15 protein-coding genes, 2 tRNA genes and 3 rRNA genes are annotated in these 22,851 nt (G+C 57.8%); 13 read left to right on the top strand and 7 right to left on the bottom strand.

Annotation, left to right across the window (positions count from 1 at the left end; all coding sequences use genetic code 11):
- Nucleotides 1-13: 13 nt before the first annotated feature.
- A complete protein-coding gene (locus AB4O08_RS09320; RefSeq protein ID WP_010213407.1) occupies nucleotides 14-934 on the bottom strand; it encodes a LysR family transcriptional regulator in 921 nt (306 codons plus the stop codon).
- 125 nt (nucleotides 935-1,059) lie between these two features.
- On the opposite strand from AB4O08_RS09320, the gene aptA reads away from it, so the two are divergent.
- From aptA to AB4O08_RS09270, 10 genes are all read left to right on the top strand, one after another.
- Complete coding sequence (gene aptA, locus AB4O08_RS09315; protein ID WP_010213406.1) at nucleotides 1,060-2,409, top strand: omega-aminotransferase AptA; 1,350 nt, start codon at nucleotides 1,060-1,062, stop codon at nucleotides 2,407-2,409.
- A gap of 39 nt (nucleotides 2,410-2,448) precedes the next feature.
- Complete coding sequence (locus AB4O08_RS09310; RefSeq protein ID WP_010213404.1) at nucleotides 2,449-3,945, top strand: CoA-acylating methylmalonate-semialdehyde dehydrogenase; 1,497 nt, start codon at nucleotides 2,449-2,451, stop codon at nucleotides 3,943-3,945.
- A gap of 565 nt (nucleotides 3,946-4,510) precedes the next feature.
- Nucleotides 4,511-6,047, top strand: a 16S ribosomal RNA gene (locus AB4O08_RS09305).
- Between the two features lie 82 nt (nucleotides 6,048-6,129).
- Nucleotides 6,130-6,206: transfer RNA gene (locus AB4O08_RS09300), tRNA-Ile, on the top strand.
- Nucleotides 6,207-6,236: 30 nt separating this feature from the next.
- Nucleotides 6,237-6,312, top strand: a tRNA-Ala gene (locus AB4O08_RS09295).
- A 249-nt stretch (nucleotides 6,313-6,561) separates the two neighbouring features.
- Nucleotides 6,562-9,452 (top strand): 23S ribosomal RNA (locus tag AB4O08_RS09290).
- Between the two features lie 156 nt (nucleotides 9,453-9,608).
- Nucleotides 9,609-9,724 (top strand): 5S ribosomal RNA (rrf, locus tag AB4O08_RS09285).
- The 16S, 23S and 5S rRNA genes sit together here with 2 tRNA genes alongside, the layout of an rRNA operon.
- A 158-nt stretch (nucleotides 9,725-9,882) precedes the next feature.
- Nucleotides 9,883-10,542: a paraquat-inducible protein A gene (locus AB4O08_RS09280; RefSeq protein ID WP_010213403.1), complete on the top strand. Its 660-nt coding sequence runs from the start codon at nucleotides 9,883-9,885 to the stop codon at nucleotides 10,540-10,542.
- The gene (locus AB4O08_RS09275) at nucleotides 10,529-11,152 is read left to right on the top strand and encodes a paraquat-inducible protein A (RefSeq protein ID WP_010213402.1); all 624 of its coding nucleotides are present in this window, start codon (nucleotides 10,529-10,531) and stop codon (nucleotides 11,150-11,152) included. Before AB4O08_RS09280 ends, AB4O08_RS09275 begins: the two co-directional genes overlap by 14 nt.
- A complete protein-coding gene (locus AB4O08_RS09270; RefSeq protein WP_010213401.1) occupies nucleotides 11,145-13,448 on the top strand; it encodes a PqiB family protein in 2,304 nt (767 codons plus the stop codon). The genes AB4O08_RS09275 and AB4O08_RS09270 overlap by 8 nt, the downstream gene beginning before the upstream one ends.
- 61 nt (nucleotides 13,449-13,509) lie before the next feature.
- Here the strand turns inward: AB4O08_RS09270 and mksF are convergent, their stop codons facing one another.
- From mksF to mksB, 3 genes are read right to left on the bottom strand one after another with little or no spacing between them, the layout of a single operon-like run.
- Nucleotides 13,510-16,350, bottom strand: coding sequence for an Mks condensin complex protein MksF (mksF, locus tag AB4O08_RS09265; protein WP_010213400.1), 2,841 nt, complete (start codon nucleotides 16,348-16,350; stop codon nucleotides 13,510-13,512).
- The gene (mksE, locus tag AB4O08_RS09260) at nucleotides 16,347-17,054 is read right to left on the bottom strand and encodes an Mks condensin complex protein MksE (RefSeq protein WP_010213399.1); all 708 of its coding nucleotides are present in this window, start codon (nucleotides 17,052-17,054) and stop codon (nucleotides 16,347-16,349) included. Before mksE ends, mksF begins: the two co-directional genes overlap by 4 nt.
- Entirely contained in the window at nucleotides 17,044-18,321 is a 1,278-nt protein-coding gene (mksB, locus tag AB4O08_RS09255) for an Mks condensin complex protein MksB (protein WP_010213398.1), read from the bottom strand. Before mksB ends, mksE begins: the two co-directional genes overlap by 11 nt.
- A 187-nt stretch (nucleotides 18,322-18,508) precedes the next feature.
- Here mksB and AB4O08_RS09250 point away from each other — a divergent pair, with 187 nt between their 5' ends.
- Together AB4O08_RS09250 and rimI are read left to right on the top strand one after the other, a co-directional pair.
- On the top strand, nucleotides 18,509-19,255 hold the full coding sequence (locus tag AB4O08_RS09250; RefSeq protein ID WP_031291041.1) for a hypothetical protein: 747 nt from the start codon (nucleotides 18,509-18,511) through the stop codon (nucleotides 19,253-19,255).
- Nucleotides 19,248-19,700, top strand: coding sequence for a ribosomal protein S18-alanine N-acetyltransferase (gene rimI / locus AB4O08_RS09245; protein ID WP_047543682.1), 453 nt, complete (start codon nucleotides 19,248-19,250; stop codon nucleotides 19,698-19,700). The genes AB4O08_RS09250 and rimI overlap by 8 nt, the downstream gene beginning before the upstream one ends.
- 120 nt (nucleotides 19,701-19,820) lie before the next feature.
- Here rimI and AB4O08_RS09240 read toward each other — a convergent pair whose 3' ends face one another.
- Nucleotides 19,821-20,225 (bottom strand): hypothetical protein, encoded by a 405-nt coding sequence (locus tag AB4O08_RS09240; protein ID WP_010213395.1) that lies wholly within the window; start codon nucleotides 20,223-20,225, stop codon nucleotides 19,821-19,823.
- A 139-nt stretch (nucleotides 20,226-20,364) separates the two neighbouring features.
- Here AB4O08_RS09240 and can point away from each other — a divergent pair, with 139 nt between their 5' ends.
- Nucleotides 20,365-21,009, top strand: coding sequence for a carbonate dehydratase (gene can, locus AB4O08_RS09235; protein ID WP_010213394.1), 645 nt, complete (start codon nucleotides 20,365-20,367; stop codon nucleotides 21,007-21,009).
- Here can and AB4O08_RS09230 read toward each other — a convergent pair.
- The gene (locus tag AB4O08_RS09230) at nucleotides 21,006-21,533 is read right to left on the bottom strand and encodes an SET domain-containing protein (protein WP_044286593.1); all 528 of its coding nucleotides are present in this window, start codon (nucleotides 21,531-21,533) and stop codon (nucleotides 21,006-21,008) included. The two genes, can and AB4O08_RS09230, sit on opposite strands and share 4 nt — an antisense overlap.
- A gap of 143 nt (nucleotides 21,534-21,676) precedes the next feature.
- On the bottom strand, nucleotides 21,677-22,846 hold the full coding sequence (locus AB4O08_RS09225; RefSeq protein WP_460114825.1) for a hypothetical protein: 1,170 nt from the start codon (nucleotides 22,844-22,846) through the stop codon (nucleotides 21,677-21,679).
- Between the last annotated feature and the right edge of the window lie 5 nt (nucleotides 22,847-22,851).

Genomic DNA, 22,851 nt, shown 5'->3' with positions numbered 1-22,851 from the left:
GCTTGGAGCCGAGTTAGCGGGTAGCCGCGAGACTTTCCAGAAAGCTTTCCAGCACCAAATGAGGGCGGCGTCCCTTGCGCGTGACCGATGCGAGGCTTAAATCGTAAAAACGTGTAGCGGGTTTCAGCGCTCGCAGGCGGCCTTGTTGCACCCACAGGCTGGCGTAGTGGTCGGGCAGGTAGCCGATGTAGCGGCCGGTGAGAATCAGGAACGCCATGCCTTCACGGTCGGAAGCGCTGGCGGTGCAGTTGAGCGCCTGGTAGTGGGCCTGGATCTCGGCAGGCAGGCGGAAGGTCGGGGCGATGGCGTCCTGGGCATCAACGCGGGCATCGTCCAGCTGTTTATTGTCGGCATAGAACAGCGGGTGGCCAACGGCGCAGTAGAGCAATGAGCGTTCGCTGTACAGCGGCTGGTATTCCAACCCCGATAGGGCGCTGGCCTGGGGCACGACCCCCACATGTAGGCGTCCATCGAGTACGCCTTGTTCGACTTCGTTGGGGGCGATCATGCGAATTTGGATCTGCACATCCGGGCCGCGCTCCTTCAGCTGCGCAAGTGCGTGGGTGATGCGCATGTGGGGCAGGGTGACGAGGTTGTCGGTGAGGCCGATGATCAACTCGCCGCGCAAATGCTGGTGCAGGCCGTTGACCTCGGTGCGAAAGCTTTCCAGGGCACTCAATAGTTGCAGCGCCGACTGATAGACCTCGCGGCCTTCTTCGGTCAGGGAGAATCCGGCGCGCCCGCGCTGACACAGGCGTAATCCCAGGCGTTGTTCCAGGTCGCTCATCTGCTGGCTGATGGCCGAGCGCCCAATGCCGAGCACAGTCTCCGCCGCCGAGAAGCCTCCGCACTCCACCACACTGCGAAAGATGCGCAGCAGGCGAATATCGAAGTCGCTGACTTGGGCCAGCGGATCGGGTCGACGGATGCTCATAGTTTAGTAGAGGCCTGACTGAAGGTTAGAAAAGTTGGATTTCACCGACTTTATCCCCGTGGCAACTTAGCTGCAAGAACGCTTTTCAATCCCGACGCTGCCTTTTGCCTTGCGAGGTTTTGCTGATGAACATGCCCGAAAACGCCCCTTCGTCCCTGGCCAGCCAATTGAAGCTGGACGCGCACTGGATGCCGTACACCGCCAACCGTAACTTCCAGCGTGACCCGCGCCTGATCGTGGCGGCCGAAGGTAGCTGGTTGACTGATGACAAGGGTCGCAAAGTGTACGACTCGTTGTCGGGCCTGTGGACCTGCGGCGCCGGGCATACCCGCAAGGAAATCCAGGAAGCGGTGGCCAAACAATTGGGCACGCTGGACTACTCGCCGGGCTTTCAATACGGTCATCCATTGTCCTTCCAATTGGCGGAAAAGATCACCGACCTGACCCCTGGCAATCTGAACCATGTGTTCTTCACTGACTCCGGCTCCGAGTGCGCCGATACGGCGGTGAAGATGGTGCGTGCTTACTGGCGTCTAAAAGGTCAGGCCACCAAGACCAAGATGATTGGCCGTGCCCGGGGTTATCACGGAGTGAACATCGCCGGTACCAGCCTGGGCGGCGTCAACGGCAACCGTAAGATGTTTGGTCAGGCGATGATGGATGTTGACCATCTGCCGCATACCTTGTTGGCGAGCAATGCATTCTCCCGTGGCATGCCGGAGCAGGGCGGTATTGCGCTGGCCGATGAACTGCTCAAGTTGATCGAGCTGCATGACGCGTCGAACATCGCCGCCGTGTTTGTTGAGCCGATGGCCGGTTCGGCCGGCGTGTTGGTGCCTCCACAGGGTTACCTCAAGCGTCTGCGTGAGATCTGCGATCAGCACAACATCCTGTTGGTGTTCGACGAAGTGATCACCGGTTTCGGTCGTACTGGCTCGATGTTCGGTGCCGACAGTTTCGGCGTGACCCCGGACCTGATGTGCATCGCCAAGCAAGTCACCAACGGCGCGATCCCGATGGGCGCGGTGATTGCCAGCAGCGAGATCTATCAGACGTTCATGAACCAGCCGACGCCTGAGTACGCGGTGGAATTCCCCCACGGCTACACCTACTCGGCGCATCCGGTCGCTTGCGCGGCCGGGCTGGCGGCATTGGACCTGCTGCAGAAGGAAAACCTGGTGCAGAGCGTAGCCGAAGTCGCACCGCACTTTGAAAATGCGCTGCACGGCCTGAAGGGCAGCAAGAACGTCATTGATATCCGTAACTACGGCCTGGCCGGCGCGATCCAGATTGCTCCGCGTGACGGCGATGCGATCGTGCGTCCATTCGAGGCCGGCATGGCCTTGTGGAAAGCCGGGTTCTACGTGCGTTTTGGTGGCGACACCCTGCAGTTCGGCCCAACCTTCAACAGCAAGCCGCAGGACCTGGATCGCCTGTTCGATGCGGTCGGCGAAGTGCTGAACAAGATCGACTGATTTCTCCTTCTATATAGAACAATTTTTCAGGAGCCCTGCATGAGCCTTATCCAGCATTTGATCAACGGTGAGTTGGTCAACGACAGCGGTCGCAGTGCCGACGTGTACAACCCGTCCACCGGCCAGGTGATCCACCAGGTGCCGTTGGCCAGCCGTGAAACCATCCAGCAGGCAATTGACTCGGCCAAGGCGGCGTTCCCTGCCTGGCGCAACACCCCTGCGGCCAAGCGTGCCCAGGTGATGTTTCGTTTCAAGCAATTGCTGGAGCAGAACGAAGCACGTATCTCGCAATTGATCAGCGAAGAGCATGGCAAGACCTTGGAAGATGCCGCCGGCGAATTGAAGCGCGGCATTGAAAACGTCGAGTACGCGTGCTCGGCGCCGGAGATTCTGAAGGGCGAGTACAGCCGTAACGTAGGACCGAACATCGATGCGTGGTCGGATTTCCAACCACTGGGTGTAGTTGCTGGTATTACGCCGTTCAACTTCCCTGCGATGGTGCCGCTGTGGATGTATCCGTTGGCGATCGTGTGCGGCAACTGTTTCATTCTGAAACCATCGGAACGTGATCCGAGTTCGACGTTGTTGATCGCACAACTGCTGCAGGAAGCCGGTCTGCCTAAAGGCGTATTGAGCGTGGTGCATGGCGACAAGGGCGCTGTGGATGCGCTGATTGAAGCACCGGAAGTGAAAGCGTTGAGTTTCGTGGGTTCGACGCCGATTGCCGAGTACATCTATTCCGAAGCGACCAAGCGCGGCAAACGCGTTCAGGCGCTGGGTGGTGCGAAGAACCATGCGGTGCTGATGCCGGATGCGGACCTGGATAACGCCGTCAGTGCCTTGATGGGGGCAGCATACGGTTCTTGCGGTGAGCGCTGCATGGCGATCTCGGTGGCCGTGTGCGTGGGCGACCAGGTGGCGGATGCGTTGATTGCCAAGCTGGTGCCGCAGGTCAAGGCGCTGAAGATCGGCGCGGGCACGTCCTGCGGCCTGGATATGGGGCCGCTGGTGACGGGGCAAGCACGTGACAAAGTCAGTGGCTATATAGATGACGGTGTGGCGGCGGGTGCTGAGTTGGTGGTTGATGGTCGTGGCTTGAGTGTCGCCGGACATGAGGAGGGTTTCTTCCTCGGCGGCAGCCTGTTTGACCGTGTGACGCCTGAGATGCGCATCTACAAGGAAGAGATCTTTGGCCCGGTGCTGTGCGTGGTCCGGGTGAATAGCCTGGAAGCGGCAATGCAACTGATCAACGATCACGAATATGGCAATGGCACCTGCATCTTTACTCGCGATGGTGAGGCCGCACGTTTGTTCTGTGACGAGATTGAAGTGGGCATGGTGGGCGTGAACGTTCCACTGCCGGTGCCGGTGGCGTATCACAGCTTTGGTGGCTGGAAGCGTTCGTTGTTTGGCGACCTGCATGCCTATGGGCCGGATGGGGTGCGTTTCTATACCCGTCGCAAAGCAATCACCCAGCGTTGGCCGCAACGTGCCAGTCATGAAGCGTCGCAGTTTGCTTTCCCTAGCTTGTCTTAATGCAAGTAGAAAGCCGGCCCCTCGGGGCCGGCTTTCGCATTTTTGGGGTTTTTTGACCGATATGACAGAAATATGAAAAAGGTGTTGACGGCAGATTCCAGACGTCTATAATTCGCCCCACTTCCGGCGCAGTCGAAACGGAAAACTCCTTGGTAAACAATGAGTTATGTAGGTTTCGGCAGCAGGTTGCTTCAGTTCATCGAAGCCAAAAGGGAGTTGAAAAAGAGGTGTTGACAGCAGCGTGTAACGCTGTAGAATTCGCCTCCCGCTAACGAGAGATCGAGGGCGCAAGTGGTTGAAGTTGTTGAAGAATTCTTCGAAAACTTCTGAAAATAATCACTTGACAGCAAATGAGGCTGCTGTAGAATGCGCGCCTCGGTTGAGACGAAAGATCTTGACCAACCGCTCTTTAACAACTGAATCAAGCAATTCGTGTGGGTGCTTGTGGAGTCAGACTGATAGTCAACAAGATTATCAGCATCACAAGTTACTCCGCGAGAAATCAAAGATGTAACCAACGATTGCTGAGCCAAGTTTAGGGTTTCTTAAAAACCCAAAGATGTTTGAACTGAAGAGTTTGATCATGGCTCAGATTGAACGCTGGCGGCAGGCCTAACACATGCAAGTCGAGCGGTAGAGAGAAGCTTGCTTCTCTTGAGAGCGGCGGACGGGTGAGTAATGCCTAGGAATCTGCCTGGTAGTGGGGGATAACGTTCGGAAACGAACGCTAATACCGCATACGTCCTACGGGAGAAAGCAGGGGACCTTCGGGCCTTGCGCTATCAGATGAGCCTAGGTCGGATTAGCTAGTTGGTGAGGTAATGGCTCACCAAGGCGACGATCCGTAACTGGTCTGAGAGGATGATCAGTCACACTGGAACTGAGACACGGTCCAGACTCCTACGGGAGGCAGCAGTGGGGAATATTGGACAATGGGCGAAAGCCTGATCCAGCCATGCCGCGTGTGTGAAGAAGGTCTTCGGATTGTAAAGCACTTTAAGTTGGGAGGAAGGGCAGTTACCTAATACGTGATTGTTTTGACGTTACCGACAGAATAAGCACCGGCTAACTCTGTGCCAGCAGCCGCGGTAATACAGAGGGTGCAAGCGTTAATCGGAATTACTGGGCGTAAAGCGCGCGTAGGTGGTTTGTTAAGTTGGATGTGAAATCCCCGGGCTCAACCTGGGAACTGCATTCAAAACTGACTGACTAGAGTATGGTAGAGGGTGGTGGAATTTCCTGTGTAGCGGTGAAATGCGTAGATATAGGAAGGAACACCAGTGGCGAAGGCGACCACCTGGACTAATACTGACACTGAGGTGCGAAAGCGTGGGGAGCAAACAGGATTAGATACCCTGGTAGTCCACGCCGTAAACGATGTCAACTAGCCGTTGGAAGCCTTGAGCTTTTAGTGGCGCAGCTAACGCATTAAGTTGACCGCCTGGGGAGTACGGCCGCAAGGTTAAAACTCAAATGAATTGACGGGGGCCCGCACAAGCGGTGGAGCATGTGGTTTAATTCGAAGCAACGCGAAGAACCTTACCAGGCCTTGACATCCAATGAACTTTCTAGAGATAGATTGGTGCCTTCGGGAACATTGAGACAGGTGCTGCATGGCTGTCGTCAGCTCGTGTCGTGAGATGTTGGGTTAAGTCCCGTAACGAGCGCAACCCTTGTCCTTAGTTACCAGCACGTAATGGTGGGCACTCTAAGGAGACTGCCGGTGACAAACCGGAGGAAGGTGGGGATGACGTCAAGTCATCATGGCCCTTACGGCCTGGGCTACACACGTGCTACAATGGTCGGTACAGAGGGTTGCCAAGCCGCGAGGTGGAGCTAATCCCATAAAACCGATCGTAGTCCGGATCGCAGTCTGCAACTCGACTGCGTGAAGTCGGAATCGCTAGTAATCGCGAATCAGAATGTCGCGGTGAATACGTTCCCGGGCCTTGTACACACCGCCCGTCACACCATGGGAGTGGGTTGCACCAGAAGTAGCTAGTCTAACCTTCGGGAGGACGGTTACCACGGTGTGATTCATGACTGGGGTGAAGTCGTAACAAGGTAGCCGTAGGGGAACCTGCGGCTGGATCACCTCCTTAATCGACGACATCAGCTGCTCCATAAGTTCCCACACGAATTGCTTGATTCATTGAAGAAGACGATAAGAAGCAGCCCGAAATTGGGTCTGTAGCTCAGTTGGTTAGAGCGCACCCCTGATAAGGGTGAGGTCGGCAGTTCGAATCTGCCCAGACCCACCAATTTTGTGTGGGAAACGCCTGTAGAAATACGGGGCCATAGCTCAGCTGGGAGAGCGCCTGCCTTGCACGCAGGAGGTCAACGGTTCGATCCCGTTTGGCTCCACCACTACTGCTTCTGAAAGTTTTGAAAGCTTAGAAATGAGCATTCCATCGGGTTGATGATGAATGTTGATTTCTAGTCTTTGATTAGATCGTTCTTTAAAAATTTGGGTATGTGATAGAAAGATAGACTGAACGTTACTTTCACTGGTAACGGATCAGGCTAAGGTAAAATTTGTGAGTTCTCTTAATTGAGAAATTCGAATTTTCGGCGAATGTTGTCTTCACAGTATAACCAGATTGCTTGGGGTTATATGGTCAAGTGAAGAAGCGCATACGGTGGATGCCTTGGCAGTCAGAGGCGATGAAAGACGTGGTAGCCTGCGAAAAGCTTCGGGGAGTCGGCAAACAGACTTTGATCCGGAGATGTCTGAATGGGGGAACCCAGCCATCATAAGATGGTTATCTTGTACTGAATACATAGGTGCAAGAGGCGAACCAGGGGAACTGAAACATCTAAGTACCCTGAGGAAAAGAAATCAACCGAGATTCCCTTAGTAGTGGCGAGCGAACGGGGACTAGCCCTTAAGTGGCTTTGAGATTAGCGGAACGCTCTGGAAAGTGCGGCCATAGTGGGTGATAGCCCTGTACGCGAAAATCTCTTAGTCATGAAATCGAGTAGGACGGAGCACGAGAAACTTTGTCTGAATATGGGGGGACCATCCTCCAAGGCTAAATACTACTGACTGACCGATAGTGAACTAGTACCGTGAGGGAAAGGCGAAAAGAACCCCGGAGAGGGGAGTGAAATAGATCCTGAAACCGTATGCGTACAAGCAGTGGGAGCCTACTTGTTAGGTGACTGCGTACCTTTTGTATAATGGGTCAGCGACTTATTTTCAGTGGCGAGCTTAACCGAATAGGGGAGGCGTAGCGAAAGCGAGTCTTAATAGGGCGTCTAGTCGCTGGGAATAGACCCGAAACCGGGCGATCTATCCATGGGCAGGTTGAAGGTTGGGTAACACTAACTGGAGGACCGAACCGACTACCGTTGAAAAGTTAGCGGATGACCTGTGGATCGGAGTGAAAGGCTAATCAAGCTCGGAGATAGCTGGTTCTCCTCGAAAGCTATTTAGGTAGCGCCTCATGTATCACTGTAGGGGGTAGAGCACTGTTTCGGCTAGGGGGTCATCCCGACTTACCAAACCGATGCAAACTCCGAATACCTACAAGTGCCGAGCATGGGAGACACACGGCGGGTGCTAACGTCCGTCGTGAAAAGGGAAACAACCCAGACCGTCAGCTAAGGTCCCAAAGTTATGGTTAAGTGGGAAACGATGTGGGAAGGCTTAGACAGCTAGGAGGTTGGCTTAGAAGCAGCCACCCTTTAAAGAAAGCGTAATAGCTCACTAGTCGAGTCGGCCTGCGCGGAAGATGTAACGGGGCTCAAACCATACACCGAAGCTACGGGTATCACGTAAGTGATGCGGTAGAGGAGCGTTCTGTAAGCCTGTGAAGGTGAGTTGAGAAGCTTGCTGGAGGTATCAGAAGTGCGAATGCTGACATGAGTAACGACAATGGGTGTGAAAAACACCCACGCCGAAAGACCAAGGTTTCCTGCGCAACGTTAATCGACGCAGGGTTAGTCGGTCCCTAAGGCGAGGCTGAAAAGCGTAGTCGATGGAAAACAGGTTAATATTCCTGTACTTCTGGTTATTGCGATGGAGGGACGGAGAAGGCTAGGCCAGCTTGGCGTTGGTTGTCCAAGTTTAAGGTGGTAGGCTGAGATCTTAGGTAAATCCGGGATCTTAAGGCCGAGAGCTGATGACGAGTTAACTTTTAGTTAACGAAGTGGTTGATGCCATGCTTCCAAGAAAAGCTTCTAAGCTTCAGGTAACCAGGAACCGTACCCCAAACCGACACAGGTGGTTGGGTAGAGAATACCAAGGCGCTTGAGAGAACTCGGGTGAAGGAACTAGGCAAAATGGCACCGTAACTTCGGGAGAAGGTGCGCCGGTGAGGGTGAAGGACTTGCTCCGTAAGCTCATGCCGGTCGAAGATACCAGGCCGCTGCGACTGTTTATTAAAAACACAGCACTCTGCAAACACGAAAGTGGACGTATAGGGTGTGACGCCTGCCCGGTGCCGGAAGGTTAATTGATGGGGTTAGCTAACGCGAAGCTCTTGATCGAAGCCCCGGTAAACGGCGGCCGTAACTATAACGGTCCTAAGGTAGCGAAATTCCTTGTCGGGTAAGTTCCGACCTGCACGAATGGCGTAACGATGGCGGCGCTGTCTCCACCCGAGACTCAGTGAAATTGAAATCGCTGTGAAGATGCAGTGTATCCGCGGCTAGACGGAAAGACCCCGTGAACCTTTACTATAGCTTTGCACTGGACTTTGAATTTGCTTGTGTAGGATAGGTGGGAGGCTTTGAAGCGTGGACGCCAGTTCGCGTGGAGCCATCCTTGAAATACCACCCTGGCAACTTTGAGGTTCTAACTCAGGTCCGTTATCCGGATCGAGGACAGTGTATGGTGGGTAGTTTGACTGGGGCGGTCTCCTCCTAAAGAGTAACGGAGGAGTACGAAGGTGCGCTCAGACCGGTCGGAAATCGGTCGTAGAGTATAAAGGCAAAAGCGCGCTTGACTGCGAGACAGACACGTCGAGCAGGTACGAAAGTAGGTCTTAGTGATCCGGTGGTTCTGTATGGAAGGGCCATCGCTCAACGGATAAAAGGTACTCCGGGGATAACAGGCTGATACCGCCCAAGAGTTCATATCGACGGCGGTGTTTGGCACCTCGATGTCGGCTCATCACATCCTGGGGCTGAAGCCGGTCCCAAGGGTATGGCTGTTCGCCATTTAAAGTGGTACGCGAGCTGGGTTTAGAACGTCGTGAGACAGTTCGGTCCCTATCTGCCGTGGACGTTTGAGATTTGAGAGGGGCTGCTCCTAGTACGAGAGGACCGGAGTGGACGAACCTCTGGTGTTCCGGTTGTCACGCCAGTGGCATTGCCGGGTAGCTATGTTCGGAATAGATAACCGCTGAAAGCATCTAAGCGGGAAACTAGCCTCAAGATGAGATCTCACTGGAACCTTGAGTTCCCTGAAGGGCCGTCGAAGACTACGACGTTGATAGGTTGGGTGTGTAAGCGCTGTGAGGCGTTGAGCTAACCAATACTAATTGCCCGTGAGGCTTGACCATATAACACCCAAGCAATTTGATTACTCTAACGAGCATCAGATTGCGGTGTGTGAAGATGATACGAACCGAAAGTTTGATATCTCACAAAACACCGATCTGTCACATACCCAATTTGCTGAAGCGAGGCCACCAGGTCACGACTCAGTACCCGAATTTCTTGACGACCATAGAGCATTGGAACCACCTGATCCCATCCCGAACTCAGCAGTGAAACGATGCATCGCCGATGGTAGTGTGGGGTTTCCCCATGTGAGAGTAGGTCATCGTCAAGATTAAATTCCGAAACCCCATCTGCGAAAGCAGATGGGGTTTTGTTTTGGGCGGTCGAAAACATTAGCGCCTCGAATCCCCCGACAAATTTGCACAGTTATTTCTGAACCAGACCACTAGAATAGGCACCTAACCTTTTTTTAGAGTCCGAGCCCTACTTATGCCCGATCCGGTTGATGCCCTTGAGGTGTCGGATTTACCGCTGGACGACCTGGTGGCATGCCATGAGTGCGACTTGCTGATGCGCAAACCAGTGCTCGCCCTTGGCGAAAAAGCCCAATGCCCGCGTTGCGGTTACGAGCTATACGCTCACCGCCACAACGTCGTTGAGCGAAGCCTCGCCTTGGTGCTGGCGGCGTTGCTGTTGTACATCCCCGCGAACTTTCTGCCGATCATGCAGCTCAATCTACTTGGGCAGTCCTCTGAAGACACGGTATGGAGCGGCGTCGTTGGCTTGTTCGATACCGGCATGCAAGGCGTTGCCGCCGTGGTATTCCTATGCAGCATGGGTATCCCATTGCTCAAGCTGCTTTGCCAGTTGGCAGTGTTGCTCAGCATTCGCTGGAACATCGGCCGCAGTTATGGACTGCTGTTTTACCGCATCTACCATCACATGAAAGACTGGGGGATGTTGGAGGTCTATCTGATGGGCGTACTGGTGGCGATCGTTAAACTCGCCGACATGGCCGCCATCACGGTGGGCCTGGGTCTTGTCTGTTTCGTCAGCTTATTAATGGTTCAGGTGCTGCTTGAGGTGGTGATGTCGCCCCACCAGATCTGGCAAGCGTTGTCAGGAGAGGATGATCATGCGGGCGATTGATGCAGGCATTCTGATTTGTACCGAATGCCATGAGTTGAACAAGCAAGACCCCGATAGCGACGAGCAGCTCTGCACGCGCTGCGGTGCGTTGATCCATGCGCGGCGCCCCAATAGCCTCACTCGCACCTGGGCGTTGCTGATCACTGCGGCAATTTTGTACATCCCCGCCAACCTGCTCCCCATCATGACGATCAATTCCTTGGGGCAGGGGGATCCCAGTACCATCATGGCCGGTGTGATCCAACTCGTTCAGCACGGCATGTTCCCTATCGCCGCCGTGGTGTTTATCGCCAGTATCCTGGTGCCGACATTTAAGCTGGTCGGCATAGGTCTGCTACTGTTCTCGGTGCAGCGTCACCAACCGCTGTCCGCGCAACAACGCATTGTGATGTACCGTTTTATCGAATTCATTGGCCGCTGGTCCATGCTGGATATCTTCGTGATCGCCATCCTGGTGGCGGTTGTAAACTTTGGGCGACTTGCCAGCGTCGAGGCTAATCTCGGCGCGGCAGCGTTCGCCAGTGTGGTGATCTTGACGATGCTTGCCGCAGTAACTTTCGATCCCCGACTGATTTGGGATAACACGGAGTCGGACGACGACCATGAGTGATTTGCCTAAAGCTAAAACCCGCCCAGCTTCCAACTGGTCGGCTATTTGGGTGCTGCCCCTGATTGCCCTGATCATCGGTGGCTGGCTGGGGTGGCGTGCCTATTCCCAACAAGGCATCGATATCCAGGTGCGCTTTGAAAGCGGCGAAGGCATCCAGGTCAACAAGACCGAAGTGGTCTACAAAGGTATGCCGGTGGGCAAGGTCAAGGCTCTGGCCTTGGACGACGAGGGTAACAATCGCGGGGTGATCGCCACCATCGAGATGAACAAGGACGTCGACCAATACCTCAAAACCAATACGCGCTTCTGGCTGGTCAAACCGAGCGTTAGCCTCGCCGGTATCACCGGCCTGGAAACCCTGGTGTCAGGCAACTACATCGCCGCCAGCCCAGGCGACGGTGAACCCACGCGCAAATTCAAGGCGCTCTCCGAAGAGCCGCCGTTGTCCGACGCCAAACCGGGCCTGCACTTGACCGTCAAGGCCGACCGCCTTGGTTCGCTCAACCGTGGCAGTCCGGTGTTCTACAAACAGATCCAGGTCGGTCAGGTCAAAAGCTACTTGCTCTCCGAAGACCAGAGCACGGTCGAGATCAAGGTCTACATCGAGCCAACCTACGCCAGCCTTGTGCGCAAACACACACGGTTCTGGAACGCCAGCGGCATCAGCATCGACGCCAATCTCTCCGGTGTAAAAGTCCGCAGCGAATCCCTTTCCAGCATCGTCGCCGGCGGCATCGCCTTCGCCACGCCGGAAAATCGCAAGGACAGCCCGCCCACCGATCCGAGCCTACCCTTCCGTTTGTACGAGGATTTTGACGCGGCCGCAGCCGGCATCCGGGTCAAGGTCAAGCTCACCGACTTCGAAGGTCTGCAAGCTGGCCGTACGCCAGTGATGTACAAAGGCATCCAGGTCGGTAGCCTGAAAACCCTGAAGGTCGACCCGGACCTGTCCAGCGCCAACGCAGAACTGACCCTCGACCCACTGGCCGAGGATTACCTGGTGCAAGACACCCAGTTCTGGGTGGTCAAACCCTCGATTTCCCTGGCCGGCATCACCGGGCTTGAAGCCTTGGTCAAAGGCAATTACATCGCCATCCGCCCCGGTGACAAAGGCACCGCCCCACAGCGCGAATTCGTTGCCCGCGCCAAGGCTCCACCGTTGGACCTGCGCTCACCAGGCCTGCACATGGTGTTGTTCACCGACAACCTCGGCTCCCTGGATGTCGGCAGTCCGATCCTCTACAAGCAGGTCAAGGTCGGCTCGGTGCAGAGCTACCAGTTCTCGCGCAAGAACAAGCAATTGGTGATCGGCGTCCATATCGAGAAGGAATACGAAAACCTGGTCAACGGCTCGACGCGTTTCTGGAATGCCAGCGGCGTCACCCTGACCGGTGGCCTCACCGGCGGCATCCAGGTCAAGAGTGAATCCCTGGCCAGCCTGATGGCCGGCGGCATCGCCTTCGAAACCCCGGAGCCGAACGTGCCTCTGAAAAAGCGCATCCCGCGTTTCCGCTTGTTTGCCGACCGCGAAGCCGCCAACCAACACGGCACCTTGGTGACCATCAAGGTCGACCGCGCCGATGGCATGCGTCCTGGCACGCCCGTACGTTTCAAAGGTTTGGACGTCGGTAAGATTGAGAGTGTCGACCTGAGTGCCGACATGCAATCGGTGCTGCTCAGCGCCCGTATCACCCAAGTGGCAGACCGCATTGCCCGCGCCGGCAGTCAGTTCTGGGTGGTCAAGCCTGAGCTGGGACTGATGAAAACCTCTAACCTGGAAACCCTGGTCACCGGGCAGTACATTGAAGTGCTGCCAGCGGCGAAAAATGCCGGCCCACAAAAGAGTTTCGTCGCGCTGGATCAACCCCCAGAAGCCGTGCACCAGGAAGCTGGCTTGAGCCTCACCCTCAGCGCCGCACGCCGCGGTTCACTGAAGGAAGGCGTACCGGTCACTTACCGTGAAGTCACCGTGGGCAAAGTGACCGGCTACGAATTGGGCCAGACCGCTGACCGCGTACTGATCCACATCCTGATCGAGCCCAAGTACGCTCCCCTGGTGCGCAGCGGCAGCCGCTTCTGGAACACCAGTGGCTTTGGTCTCGACTTTGGGCTGTTCAAAGGCGCGACGGTACGCACCGAGTCCCTGGAAACCCTGGTCGCCGGCGGTATCGCCTTCGCCACACCAGACGGTGAGCGCATGGGCAACCCCGCGCGCCCACAGCAAACCTTTGCGCTGTTCGACAAGTTCGAAGATGAATGGCTGACCTGGGCGCCTAAAATCCCACTCGGCAAATAAACGCCGACAAAAAAGGCCGCGATCCCGAAGATCGCGGCCTTTTGCATTTCAGCGAAACAAATCAGACTTCATCCAACTCCGGCTCATCCGCCTGCACATTCATCGTCGCCTTCACCACATCGTGGCGACGGATGTACTTCCAGTCCGCCTCGTCGATATAGATCCCGTTCGGCCCACTGCCGCCTTCCAGGTCGATCGCCACCTGGGCGGATACTTGTGGCTTCACGCTGGCCAGAATCGGCACGAAGCCCAGCTGCAAGCTGGTTTCCAGCAACGCCGCCTGGTTCTTCTCGTCGATGTCCGCCGCCTCGTCAAGGTAGTACGGCAAGCGCACGCGCCCAGCCTGGTCGCGGTCCATCAAGTGCAGCAACAGATACATGTTGGTCAGCGCCTTGATGGTCATGGTGGTGCCGTTGGACGCCGCGCCATCGATGTCGGTGTGAATCACTGGCTGGCCATGCACCTTGGTGATTTCGAACGCCAGCTCGAACAAGTCCTTGAGGCCCAACTGGTTATGGTTGGCCGCCACCAGGCGAGCCAGGTATTCCTTGGCTTCTTCGTTCTTGTTGTCTTGTTCGGCGCTCTGGCTCAGGTCGAACACCGACAGTGTCTCGCCTTCTTCATACTGGCCGGCACTGTGGATGATCTGGTCGATATGCTTTAGGGCTTCCTTGTTCGGCGCGAGCACGATGCGGAAGCTTTGCAGGTTGGAGACCTGGCGTTTGTTGATCTCACGGTTGAACAGCGCCAATTGGTGCTCAAGGCTGTCGTAGTCGCTGCGAATATTGCGCAGGGTCCGCGCAATGTCGGTGACCGCCGCACGGCGCGCCTTGCCCAACGTCAGGGCTTCATCGGTACGATGTGCATAGGCGTTGATCAGCAACTGCAGGCGACGCTCGACATCGTCCTCGCTGTCGAACTTGGCCACGCCCTTGAGACGTACCTGGGCATACAGTGCTTCGATCTGCCCATCGGCGCGCAGCAGACCTTGCCAGCTGTCCTGATAGTCATTGAGCAGGGGCAGCAGGTTGTCCATGGAATCGTCGACCGGGTCCATGAACGGCGTACCGAACGGCAAGTCCGCCGGCAGCAGTTGACGACGGCGCAATGCGTCATCCAGCGTGCGTTGCTTGGCTTCCATATCGCCGATCTGACGGCCCACCAGTTGCAGCTTGGCCGACAGCTGCTGGACGCGTTCAGTGAAGGCATCACTGGAGCGTTTCAGCTCATCCTGCGCTGCTTCCATCTGCGCCAGGTTTTCCAGCTTCTCGCCTTCCTCCGCGCTCAGGGTTTGTGCACGGCGGAAGTCTTCCAGCGCCTTTTGTGCATCCAGCACCTGTTGGTACAGCGCTTCGGTCTGAGTCTTGCTCGCAGCGCGGTCAGACGCGACGGCCTGCTGGGTTTTCAGTTGCTTGAGTTCTTTTTCCAGGCGCTCTTTCTGGTCGCGCAATGCCGCGCGATCCGCAAGCGCCTGCAACGCCGGCGGTTCGATGTGGGAGATGTCGATGGACAGCCCCGGTACTTCAAAGCGTTCGCCTTTGAAGCCATCGAGGATCTGCTCCAGGGATTTGACCCACTGGCCATCCTCGTCCAGCGTGATGCCATGCTCGCCCAACGGCAGGCTGAACAACGAACTGTTGAACAGACGCATCAGACGCTCGACATCCTGCTGTGAGAATTCTTCCCGCAGCTTGGCGTAGCTGTTGTTGTCCGCATGGTCGAGCTGCTGTTTGACCGACTTCAGGCGCTTTTCCAGGTCGCGCAGACGCTCGTCCAGATCCTCGGCGCTGAACTGCCGCGACTGCGCCAATGCGCCCGCCAGCTCATCGTGAGCATCCTTGGCTGCCAGCAGCTGTTGCTCTAGCACCTTCACGTCATCCACCAGCGCAAAGCGATGTTTGAGCACCGACAGCTCACCCAGCCAACGCTGGATCCCGCTGATCTCACGCTCCAGGCGCATCAATTCCTGGGTGCCGCCGCGCTGGTCATTCTGCAGCGCGTCCTGCTCGTTACGGTAATGCTCGGCCTGGATGGTCAGTTCTTCCTTGCGCGCACTGGCGTAGTCCGACCAGGTGCCCAGCAACGAATCCAGCAAGGGTGACAGGCGATGCAATTTGCCGCGCAGGATGTCGCGTTGTTTCACGCCGTTGGAAAGCGCTTCGACCAATGGACCGGCGGCGACCAAGGAGTTGTAGTCCTGCTCCATGCGCCTTACATCGCGGAAGGCTTCTTCGCACGCAGCGATGTAATCCACGCTGCCGGAACGCAGGCTGTGTTCAAACGCATCGAGGAACAGCTGCTTGAGCTTGGCCGCGGTGATTTCCCGCATGTGCAGCAGGTTGATAAACAGCGCGCGGAAGGTCTTCAGGCTTTGTTCGCTGGTGGAGCGCAGCGGAATCAGGGTCAAGTCCAGCGGGATCGACGTATGGCCGCCCACCAGCAAACGACGTAGCTCATCGGGCTTGAGTTCGTAGGCTTTCAAACCCTCGCGCTCAAGGTTGGTGAACAGCTCCTTCTGGCGCAGGCAGGTGTCGTTCTTCTGGTAGTGGGCCAAGTCCAGCTTGCCGGCATAGGCGAAGAACTGGTGACCGAAACCACCGCCCGGGCCGCGACCGACCACGCCGATCACGTGCGGGCCGTGGGGTAGAGAGACCTCCACCAGGATGTAGCTGGTATCGGTGGCGAAATAGAAACGCCGCGATTGCTCCAGGGTGTACTTGCCGAAACTCATGTCCGACATGCGCGCCAGGATCGGGAACTGCAAGGCGTTGATCGACGCGGATTTACCCAGGTTGTTCGCGCCATACACCGACAGCGGTTCTTCCAGTGGGAACAGGCCCAGGCTGTAACCGGCGGTGTTCAATAGGGCGAAGCGGCGGATGCCGTAGCGTTCCTTACTCATGCGTCGGTCTCCTGTTCTTCGGCAATGGCGCGGGCCAGGGCGTCTTCTTCGCTTTCGTCCGCAAAGTCACTCAAGTCCAGCGGGTCATCGGTTTTCAGCAATTTCTCATCGCTGTCTTCGTCGATGATCACCGGTGCCGGCAGCGGCAACACGCTATGGATGCTGGCCGCAAGATCGCGGTCCTGCTGCACCGACAGGCACACATCGAGGAAACGGTGCATTGGCGGCAGGAAGCGATAGATGCCGTTGTCTTCGCTGGCGAACCCGAGTTGAGTCATGCGGCGCATGATTTTCTCTTCGAGCTCTTCCTGGGTCTGCACTTCGGCCTGGATAAACAGGTCGCGGTACTTCTCCAGCAGCGACGGCAGTTCATCACGGCCCAGGCTGCCACCATCCAGCACGGCAATCGGGTCACGGCCCTGATCGGCCAGGTGCTCGACGATGATGAACGTGAACAACGCCAGGCGCTGGGCGGTCTTGTTAACCTGCGCGGCGGCCACGGCGGTGTCCGGCACGAAGTAGTAGAAGCCGCGGGTATCGCAGACCAGCTCAAAGCCCAAAGCCTTGAACAGCGTGCGGTACTGGTCTTGGAAGTTCGACAGTTGCGCGTACAGCTCCGGGTCGCGGCGGCTGACGTGGTAACCCTTGAACAGCTCGCGAAAGATCGGCGCCAGCTGGGACAGTTCGGATAGATCAAGATGCATGAGGTGTACTCGCAGAGTGCTCGGCGACGTCGGATCCAGCCGGGAGCAGGGCGAATGAGCGCAGGCTGACCTGGTGCTCGTGTGTGTGGTAATCGCGGCGTTCCAGGCGCTCGCGCTTGAAGCGTTTTTCGCGGGACAGGCGCGAGAACCAGTACAGCAATTCGTCGGTGGCGCCGTCCGGTTCCTGTTCCAGCAGCCAGGTCATCAGATCCGGCATCGGCAGTGCGTCTTCGCAGCGCTCGAGCATCTCCTTGACCGTGCGCGGTGCGCGCTGGGCGTCGCCCTTGTGGGACTTGTGCGCCTTGGGGAAACGCGCCGGTTTCGGCTCGAAATTCGCCAGGGCGTACACATAGGCTTCGACCTGGCTGGCACTGCCGAGAAACGTGCTTTGCGGCCGGGTGAACATCGGCATCGCCGCTTGCGGCACCGCGTCCAGGCCTTTGCGGCGAATCGCCGACAGCGCCAGCGCCGCGCCACGGGTCACGGCATTGTGTCGGCGGGCTTCTTCACGCAGTGGCAGCAACAGCTCGCGGGCGTGACGCAAGGTCAGCTGGGCGCTGGTCTGCATTTCGAGGATGCGCGCGTGAGTGCGCAGCAGCATGTCGTCATCCACCAGGTGGCCGAGGCGCTGTTGCTCGGTGAGCATGCGCAGCAGCACATTCTCCACCTTGCGCACGCCTTGCTCGAACGCGCCGTCGGCGTTCACCAATTGGATCATCGGTTCGACGTACTCGTCCCAGGTGGCCAACACCTCCGCGTAACGCTGGCGCAACGGGATCTGCCGGTCGCTGGTCTTGGCGCGGTCGGCCACGGCAGCGAGGGCCTGTTCGTCGTTGGCGAGTTTTTTCAGCACGTCCCGCACGCGCATGTCGAGCAGGCGCAGTTGGCGGGCCAGGTCGTGGCCATCACGGATGTCGAAGGCGTCCTGGATATAACCCGCCAGGCGCTCAAGGTGGCGCAGGTAGGCTTCGATTTCCAGGCACAGGCCAAGCCGGTGCTCCTTGCGAAGATAGGCGAGGAAGTCGTGGATCTGTGCGTTGAGCTCGAAACGGTTCGGGCTCTTGGCGACAGGCACCAGGATATCCAGGCGAATCCACACGTCCAGCAGGCTGGTGATGTCCTGGGGCGTGCTGTCCAGTTGTTGGGCGGCCAATTGTGCGCGCAGTTCACCCAGGCTCAGGGTGCCTTGGTCGAAGTGTTCGCACAGTGGCTCAAGTAAGGCCCAGTGTTCGGCGAGGGCGCGCAGGACGCGCTTGGGTTCGATCATGGGAATGGCCGGCTGGTTGGCGATTAAAAGTCGCGATTGTACTGCATCGGGCGCGGGATTTATCCACAGCCGGTCAGTGCGCAGTGGGCGATTGTTGCCGAACAGCGGTAGAATCCCCGCTCTTTAGTTATCCACAAGTGGCCGAGCTGTGCTTATCGAGTCCCGACGTCGCGCTTACTTGACCGCCATGCAGGTGGTTAACTGGCTGCCCCGCACCGAACTGCCGTTTGCCGCGCCGTCGCGGCCGGAGCTGTTGCAGGCGCTTGAGCCCTTTGAGGCGTTCGAGTCGTCGGGCGAGGAGGCGGCCGCGCCGGTGGCGGTGGTCAAGCCTGCGCCTGAGACGCGCCCGGTCGTCGAACGGGCGAAGGTCGAAGTGCCGCGTCCGTCGCCGGTGACCAAGGCCGCCAAGGTGGTGGAAGAGGCGGCGCCGGTGGTCAAGGCCCCGGTGGTGCCGCCACCGCGTTTTGCCCTGCAATTGCTGCGTGCCGGACGCTGTCTGCTGCTGGTGGAATTGCCCACCGGCGAACGTTTCCAGACCCGCGACCCTGCCTACATGCTGCTCAAGGACATGCTGCGCGCCGCCGGCCTGCCCGACAGCCCGCAGATCGTCGGCGACCCGGTGCGCTGGCCGCTTCTGGTCCGCGGCAACATGGACCAGGGCCCGGAAGCCGCTCGGGATTTTGTGCAAGGTTTTGTGTCGGCACGCCTGGAAGACGAACCCTGTGTGTGCCTGTGGCTGATCGGCCTGCCCGCCGTGCGCTTTGCCGGCGAAGCCAATGCCGAAGCCTGGTATCGCGAACTGCAGGTCGAAGGCCTGGGTTCGGTATGGGCCCTGCCGGGCCTGGAATTATTAATGGAAGAGCCACAGCGTAAGGCTGATGTCTGGCAAGCCATGCGCCGGCTGATGGCGCGCTGGAAAACAACCGATGAGTGAGGCTTTATCCTTCCGCCCGATGACCGAGGCTGACCTCGACGCCGTGCTGAAAATCGAATACGCGGCGTTCAGCCATCCCTGGACCCGTGGCATTTTTCTCGATGGGCTGGGCAAGTACCAGATCTGGTTGATGTTCGAAGGGGAGCAGCAGGTGGGGCATGGCGTGGTGCAGATCATCCTCGACGAAGCGCACCTGTTGAACATCACCGTAAAGCCGGAGAATCAGGGCCGCGGCCTTGGCCTGGCGCTGTTGGAACACTTGATGTCCCGTGCCCACGCCGCCAGTGCACGTGAGTGCTTCCTGGAGGTGCGTGACAGCAATACCGGCGCATTCCGCCTGTATGAGCGCTATGGCTTCAATGAAATTGGCCGGCGTCGAGATTACTACCCTGCCATCGGGGGCCGCGAAGACGCGGTCGTCATGGCCTGCACGTTGGTGGATTAACCACAAATCCAAATGTGGGAGCGGGCTTGCTCGCGAAAGCAGTGTGTCAGTCAAGATATCGGTCGACTGGCACTCCGCATTAGTGAGCAAGCTCGCTCTCACCTGTTGAACCGCGTTTTTTCAGCGGTTGCCGTCAATCGGATCAAGGTCGGCCAGCTCTGCCTCATCCAACCCATTCCCGCCGCCAATTTCATCTTCATCGACGATACTCAAGTCCCAATCCGCCTGCTCGCCTTCACCCGCTTCCTGGGCATCCCGCGCACCGTCTTCATGGATCAGCGTTTCCGGGCTCATGTCATCATCCGTAGACTCATGATCCGCCGTCGAAGCGCCCGTCATCCCGGCCTCACGCACCCGCTCTTCGGGCATCAGATGCTCGCGCTCGCGAGGTGGAATCTCATCGCCAATCTCTGCCGTAGGCGCTTCCTCGTCAAAATCCAGCTCGCGCATCGAGCCCATCCGGTCTTCGTTGTCGTCAATGGGTTCAGGCTGCGTAGCGCCGTAGGGACGTCGTGATTCAGTCATGGCCAATCCTCATACTGTGGGGCTTATAGTGTGTGGACAGGCTGCGCGTCCCAAAGATTCAAGCTAATTTGCGTGCGGCGTGACCTGGACGAAGGGTTGTCAGTCACAAAACTGCGCATCATTCCTGAGGCTTTCCCTGATGAACGAACTACAAGACCTGCTTGATAACAACGAACGCTGGGCGGACGCGATCAAACAGGAAGATCCCGAATTCTTCGCCAAGCTCGCCCGCCAACAAACCCCGGAATACCTGTGGATCGGCTGTTCCGACGCCCGCGTCCCGGCCAACGAAATCGTCGGCATGCTGCCGGGTGATCTGTTCGTGCACCGTAACGTGGCCAACGTGGTGCTGCACACCGACCTCAATTGCCTGTCGGTGATCCAGTACGCGGTGGACGTGCTCAAGGTCAAACACATTCTCGTCACCGGCCACTATGGCTGTGGCGGCGTGCGTGCTTCGATGCAAGACCGGCAGTTCGGCTTGATCGACGGCTGGCTGCGCACCATTCGTGATCTTTATTACGAAAACCGTGACCTGCTGGCCCAGCTGCCGACCGAAGAAGAGCGCGTCGACCGCCTGTGCGAGCTGAATGTGATCCAGCAAGTGGCCAACGTTGGCCATACCAGCATTGTGCAAAACGCCTGGCACCGTGGGCAGAGCCTGTCGATCCATGGCTGCATCTACGGCATCAAGGATGGCCGCTGGAAGAGCTTGAACACCACCATCAGTGGTTTCGAGCAGCTGCCGCCGCAGTATCGCCTGCGTCCGTTGGGTGAAGCCTAAGAGCGTTTGCGCTCGCGCCACCGGGCCATGAACGCCTGCCCCTCGGCGTTCAGCGGCTCGTCACGGCCGGTAATCCAGCCCCGGCAGTTGAGTTCGCCACACTGGCAGGCGAACTGTCGGAACAGCGCGTCTTCGGTCACCGCGTAATCCATGGTCAGCAGGGCGCCGGCAGGGATTTCATGCAGGGCCCAGACCTCCAGGTAGTGCACGTCGAGAAACACGTTCGGTTTGCACGAATGCGACAGCAGCCCACTGAACCAACAGTCGTAGAGGTGGATGCGCGGCGACAGCTGCAAGGTGTGCAGGCGTCGCTCGCTCAAGACGTAGCCGGAGATCCTGGCGATGCATACACGCCCGTCAAAGGCCGCGAGAGTCTTGACCCCGGCAACCCTGCCGCCGGGGGCCTGTATGACCTCGAATTGCGTGCTCGACGGGTAGCCTTGTCCTTTTGCCAGCTCTGATTTGAAAGGGTAAAGGCAGTCACTTACCGCGGTTCTAGCCTTATCCATGGCTTGAGTCTTCATAACTCTCCTGGCTTAGGCTGCATCGACCAGAGGGTGGGGCTGACTACCAGTCTTGCAGCTGTTGGACGCGGCTCAAGACTCGCTGAACAGGTAGCCGATTGCTACTGTCAATGTTGACAGTCAAATCGGCTTTTTTGTGCGAACTACAGCGCCGGCGCCGCAATGGCCGGTGCGGGGGCCGCGTTCTTCAGTTGTTTCAACTGGGTCTTGATGGCCGGCGTGGCGCATTTGGCGTTGGCCTCCTCCGTGGACAGGTTGCGCACCGAGGTATAGAACAACTCGCAGGTTTGCTCCTTGCGTGTGACCTGCCAGGTGTTCATGCACGCCTTGAGCAACACATTCGGATCGCTTGCCGGTTTCTGCCCCATCCCGGCTTGCCAGCAGGCGGCGCTCAGATCCTGGCCCATCACCTTCAACCCGGCCTCGTCGGCTTTCTGCTCGTTGCCATCGTAAGTGTCGGGGCTCGCGGCATACCAAATATAACTCGGGTGGTTGGCGCCCAGCACCGGGACGGTCTTGCCGGCGACCGGGCTGATCTGCGCCAGGCCCAGCACCGCCACGGTCTGCCCGTATTGTTGCTTGATCCAGCTGCGCACCGGTGCTCCGAACGCCACCATCGGCAACGCTCCTTTGGCCGGCAGGCTCAGTTCCTGGACCATGCGCGTCTGGTATTCAGTGAAGTAGCCGTAGACGGTTTCCAGGTCCTTGCCCGCGTTGGACGGCGCGGCGATGGGCGCGATATCAATGATGGTCTGGTAAGCCGGTGTTTCAGTAGCCGGGATGCCGTTTTTCGTGAGCAGGGTGGCCCAACGGTCGGTGGTGGCCGATTCCAGATAGTCCTGGGCCTGGGTCAGCGAGTAATCCGGCGGGAAGTGCAGCAACTCGATGCTTTTGCGGTTCTCCAGGGCCATGCCCAGCGGCAGGAACAGGTACCAGTTATAGGCCCATTTGCCGTCGCTGTTGAGCTTGCTCGCGCCTTGGTAGGCCAGGTCAGCGGTGTTGAGTAGCGTGATCAAGGGCTGGCCGTAGCCGTCCGGCACGCCGGTGAACGTCGCCGACACCTGCCCGTCACGGGTTTTGACGCTGACCTTGGCGCGGTTGTAACCGTCACGCTGCAGGCTCTGGTTCAAATAATGCTCGGCAGTCTGCTCGAGCGTCCACGGCCGGAAGCAGATCACGTTGCAGTTATTGGGGAACGCGAACAACTGGGTCACACGTTGCGTGCTGCCCAGTTGCACCTCGATGTCGGCCTGTACGGCCGCACTGGACAGCAGTGCGGCCAGGGTGAATGACAACCTGTTCGGTTTGAACATACTCG

It is taken from the genome of Pseudomonas sp. H3_E07 (genome assembly GCF_054668895.1).
This window is presented reverse-complemented; position numbering and strand designations above follow the sequence as displayed.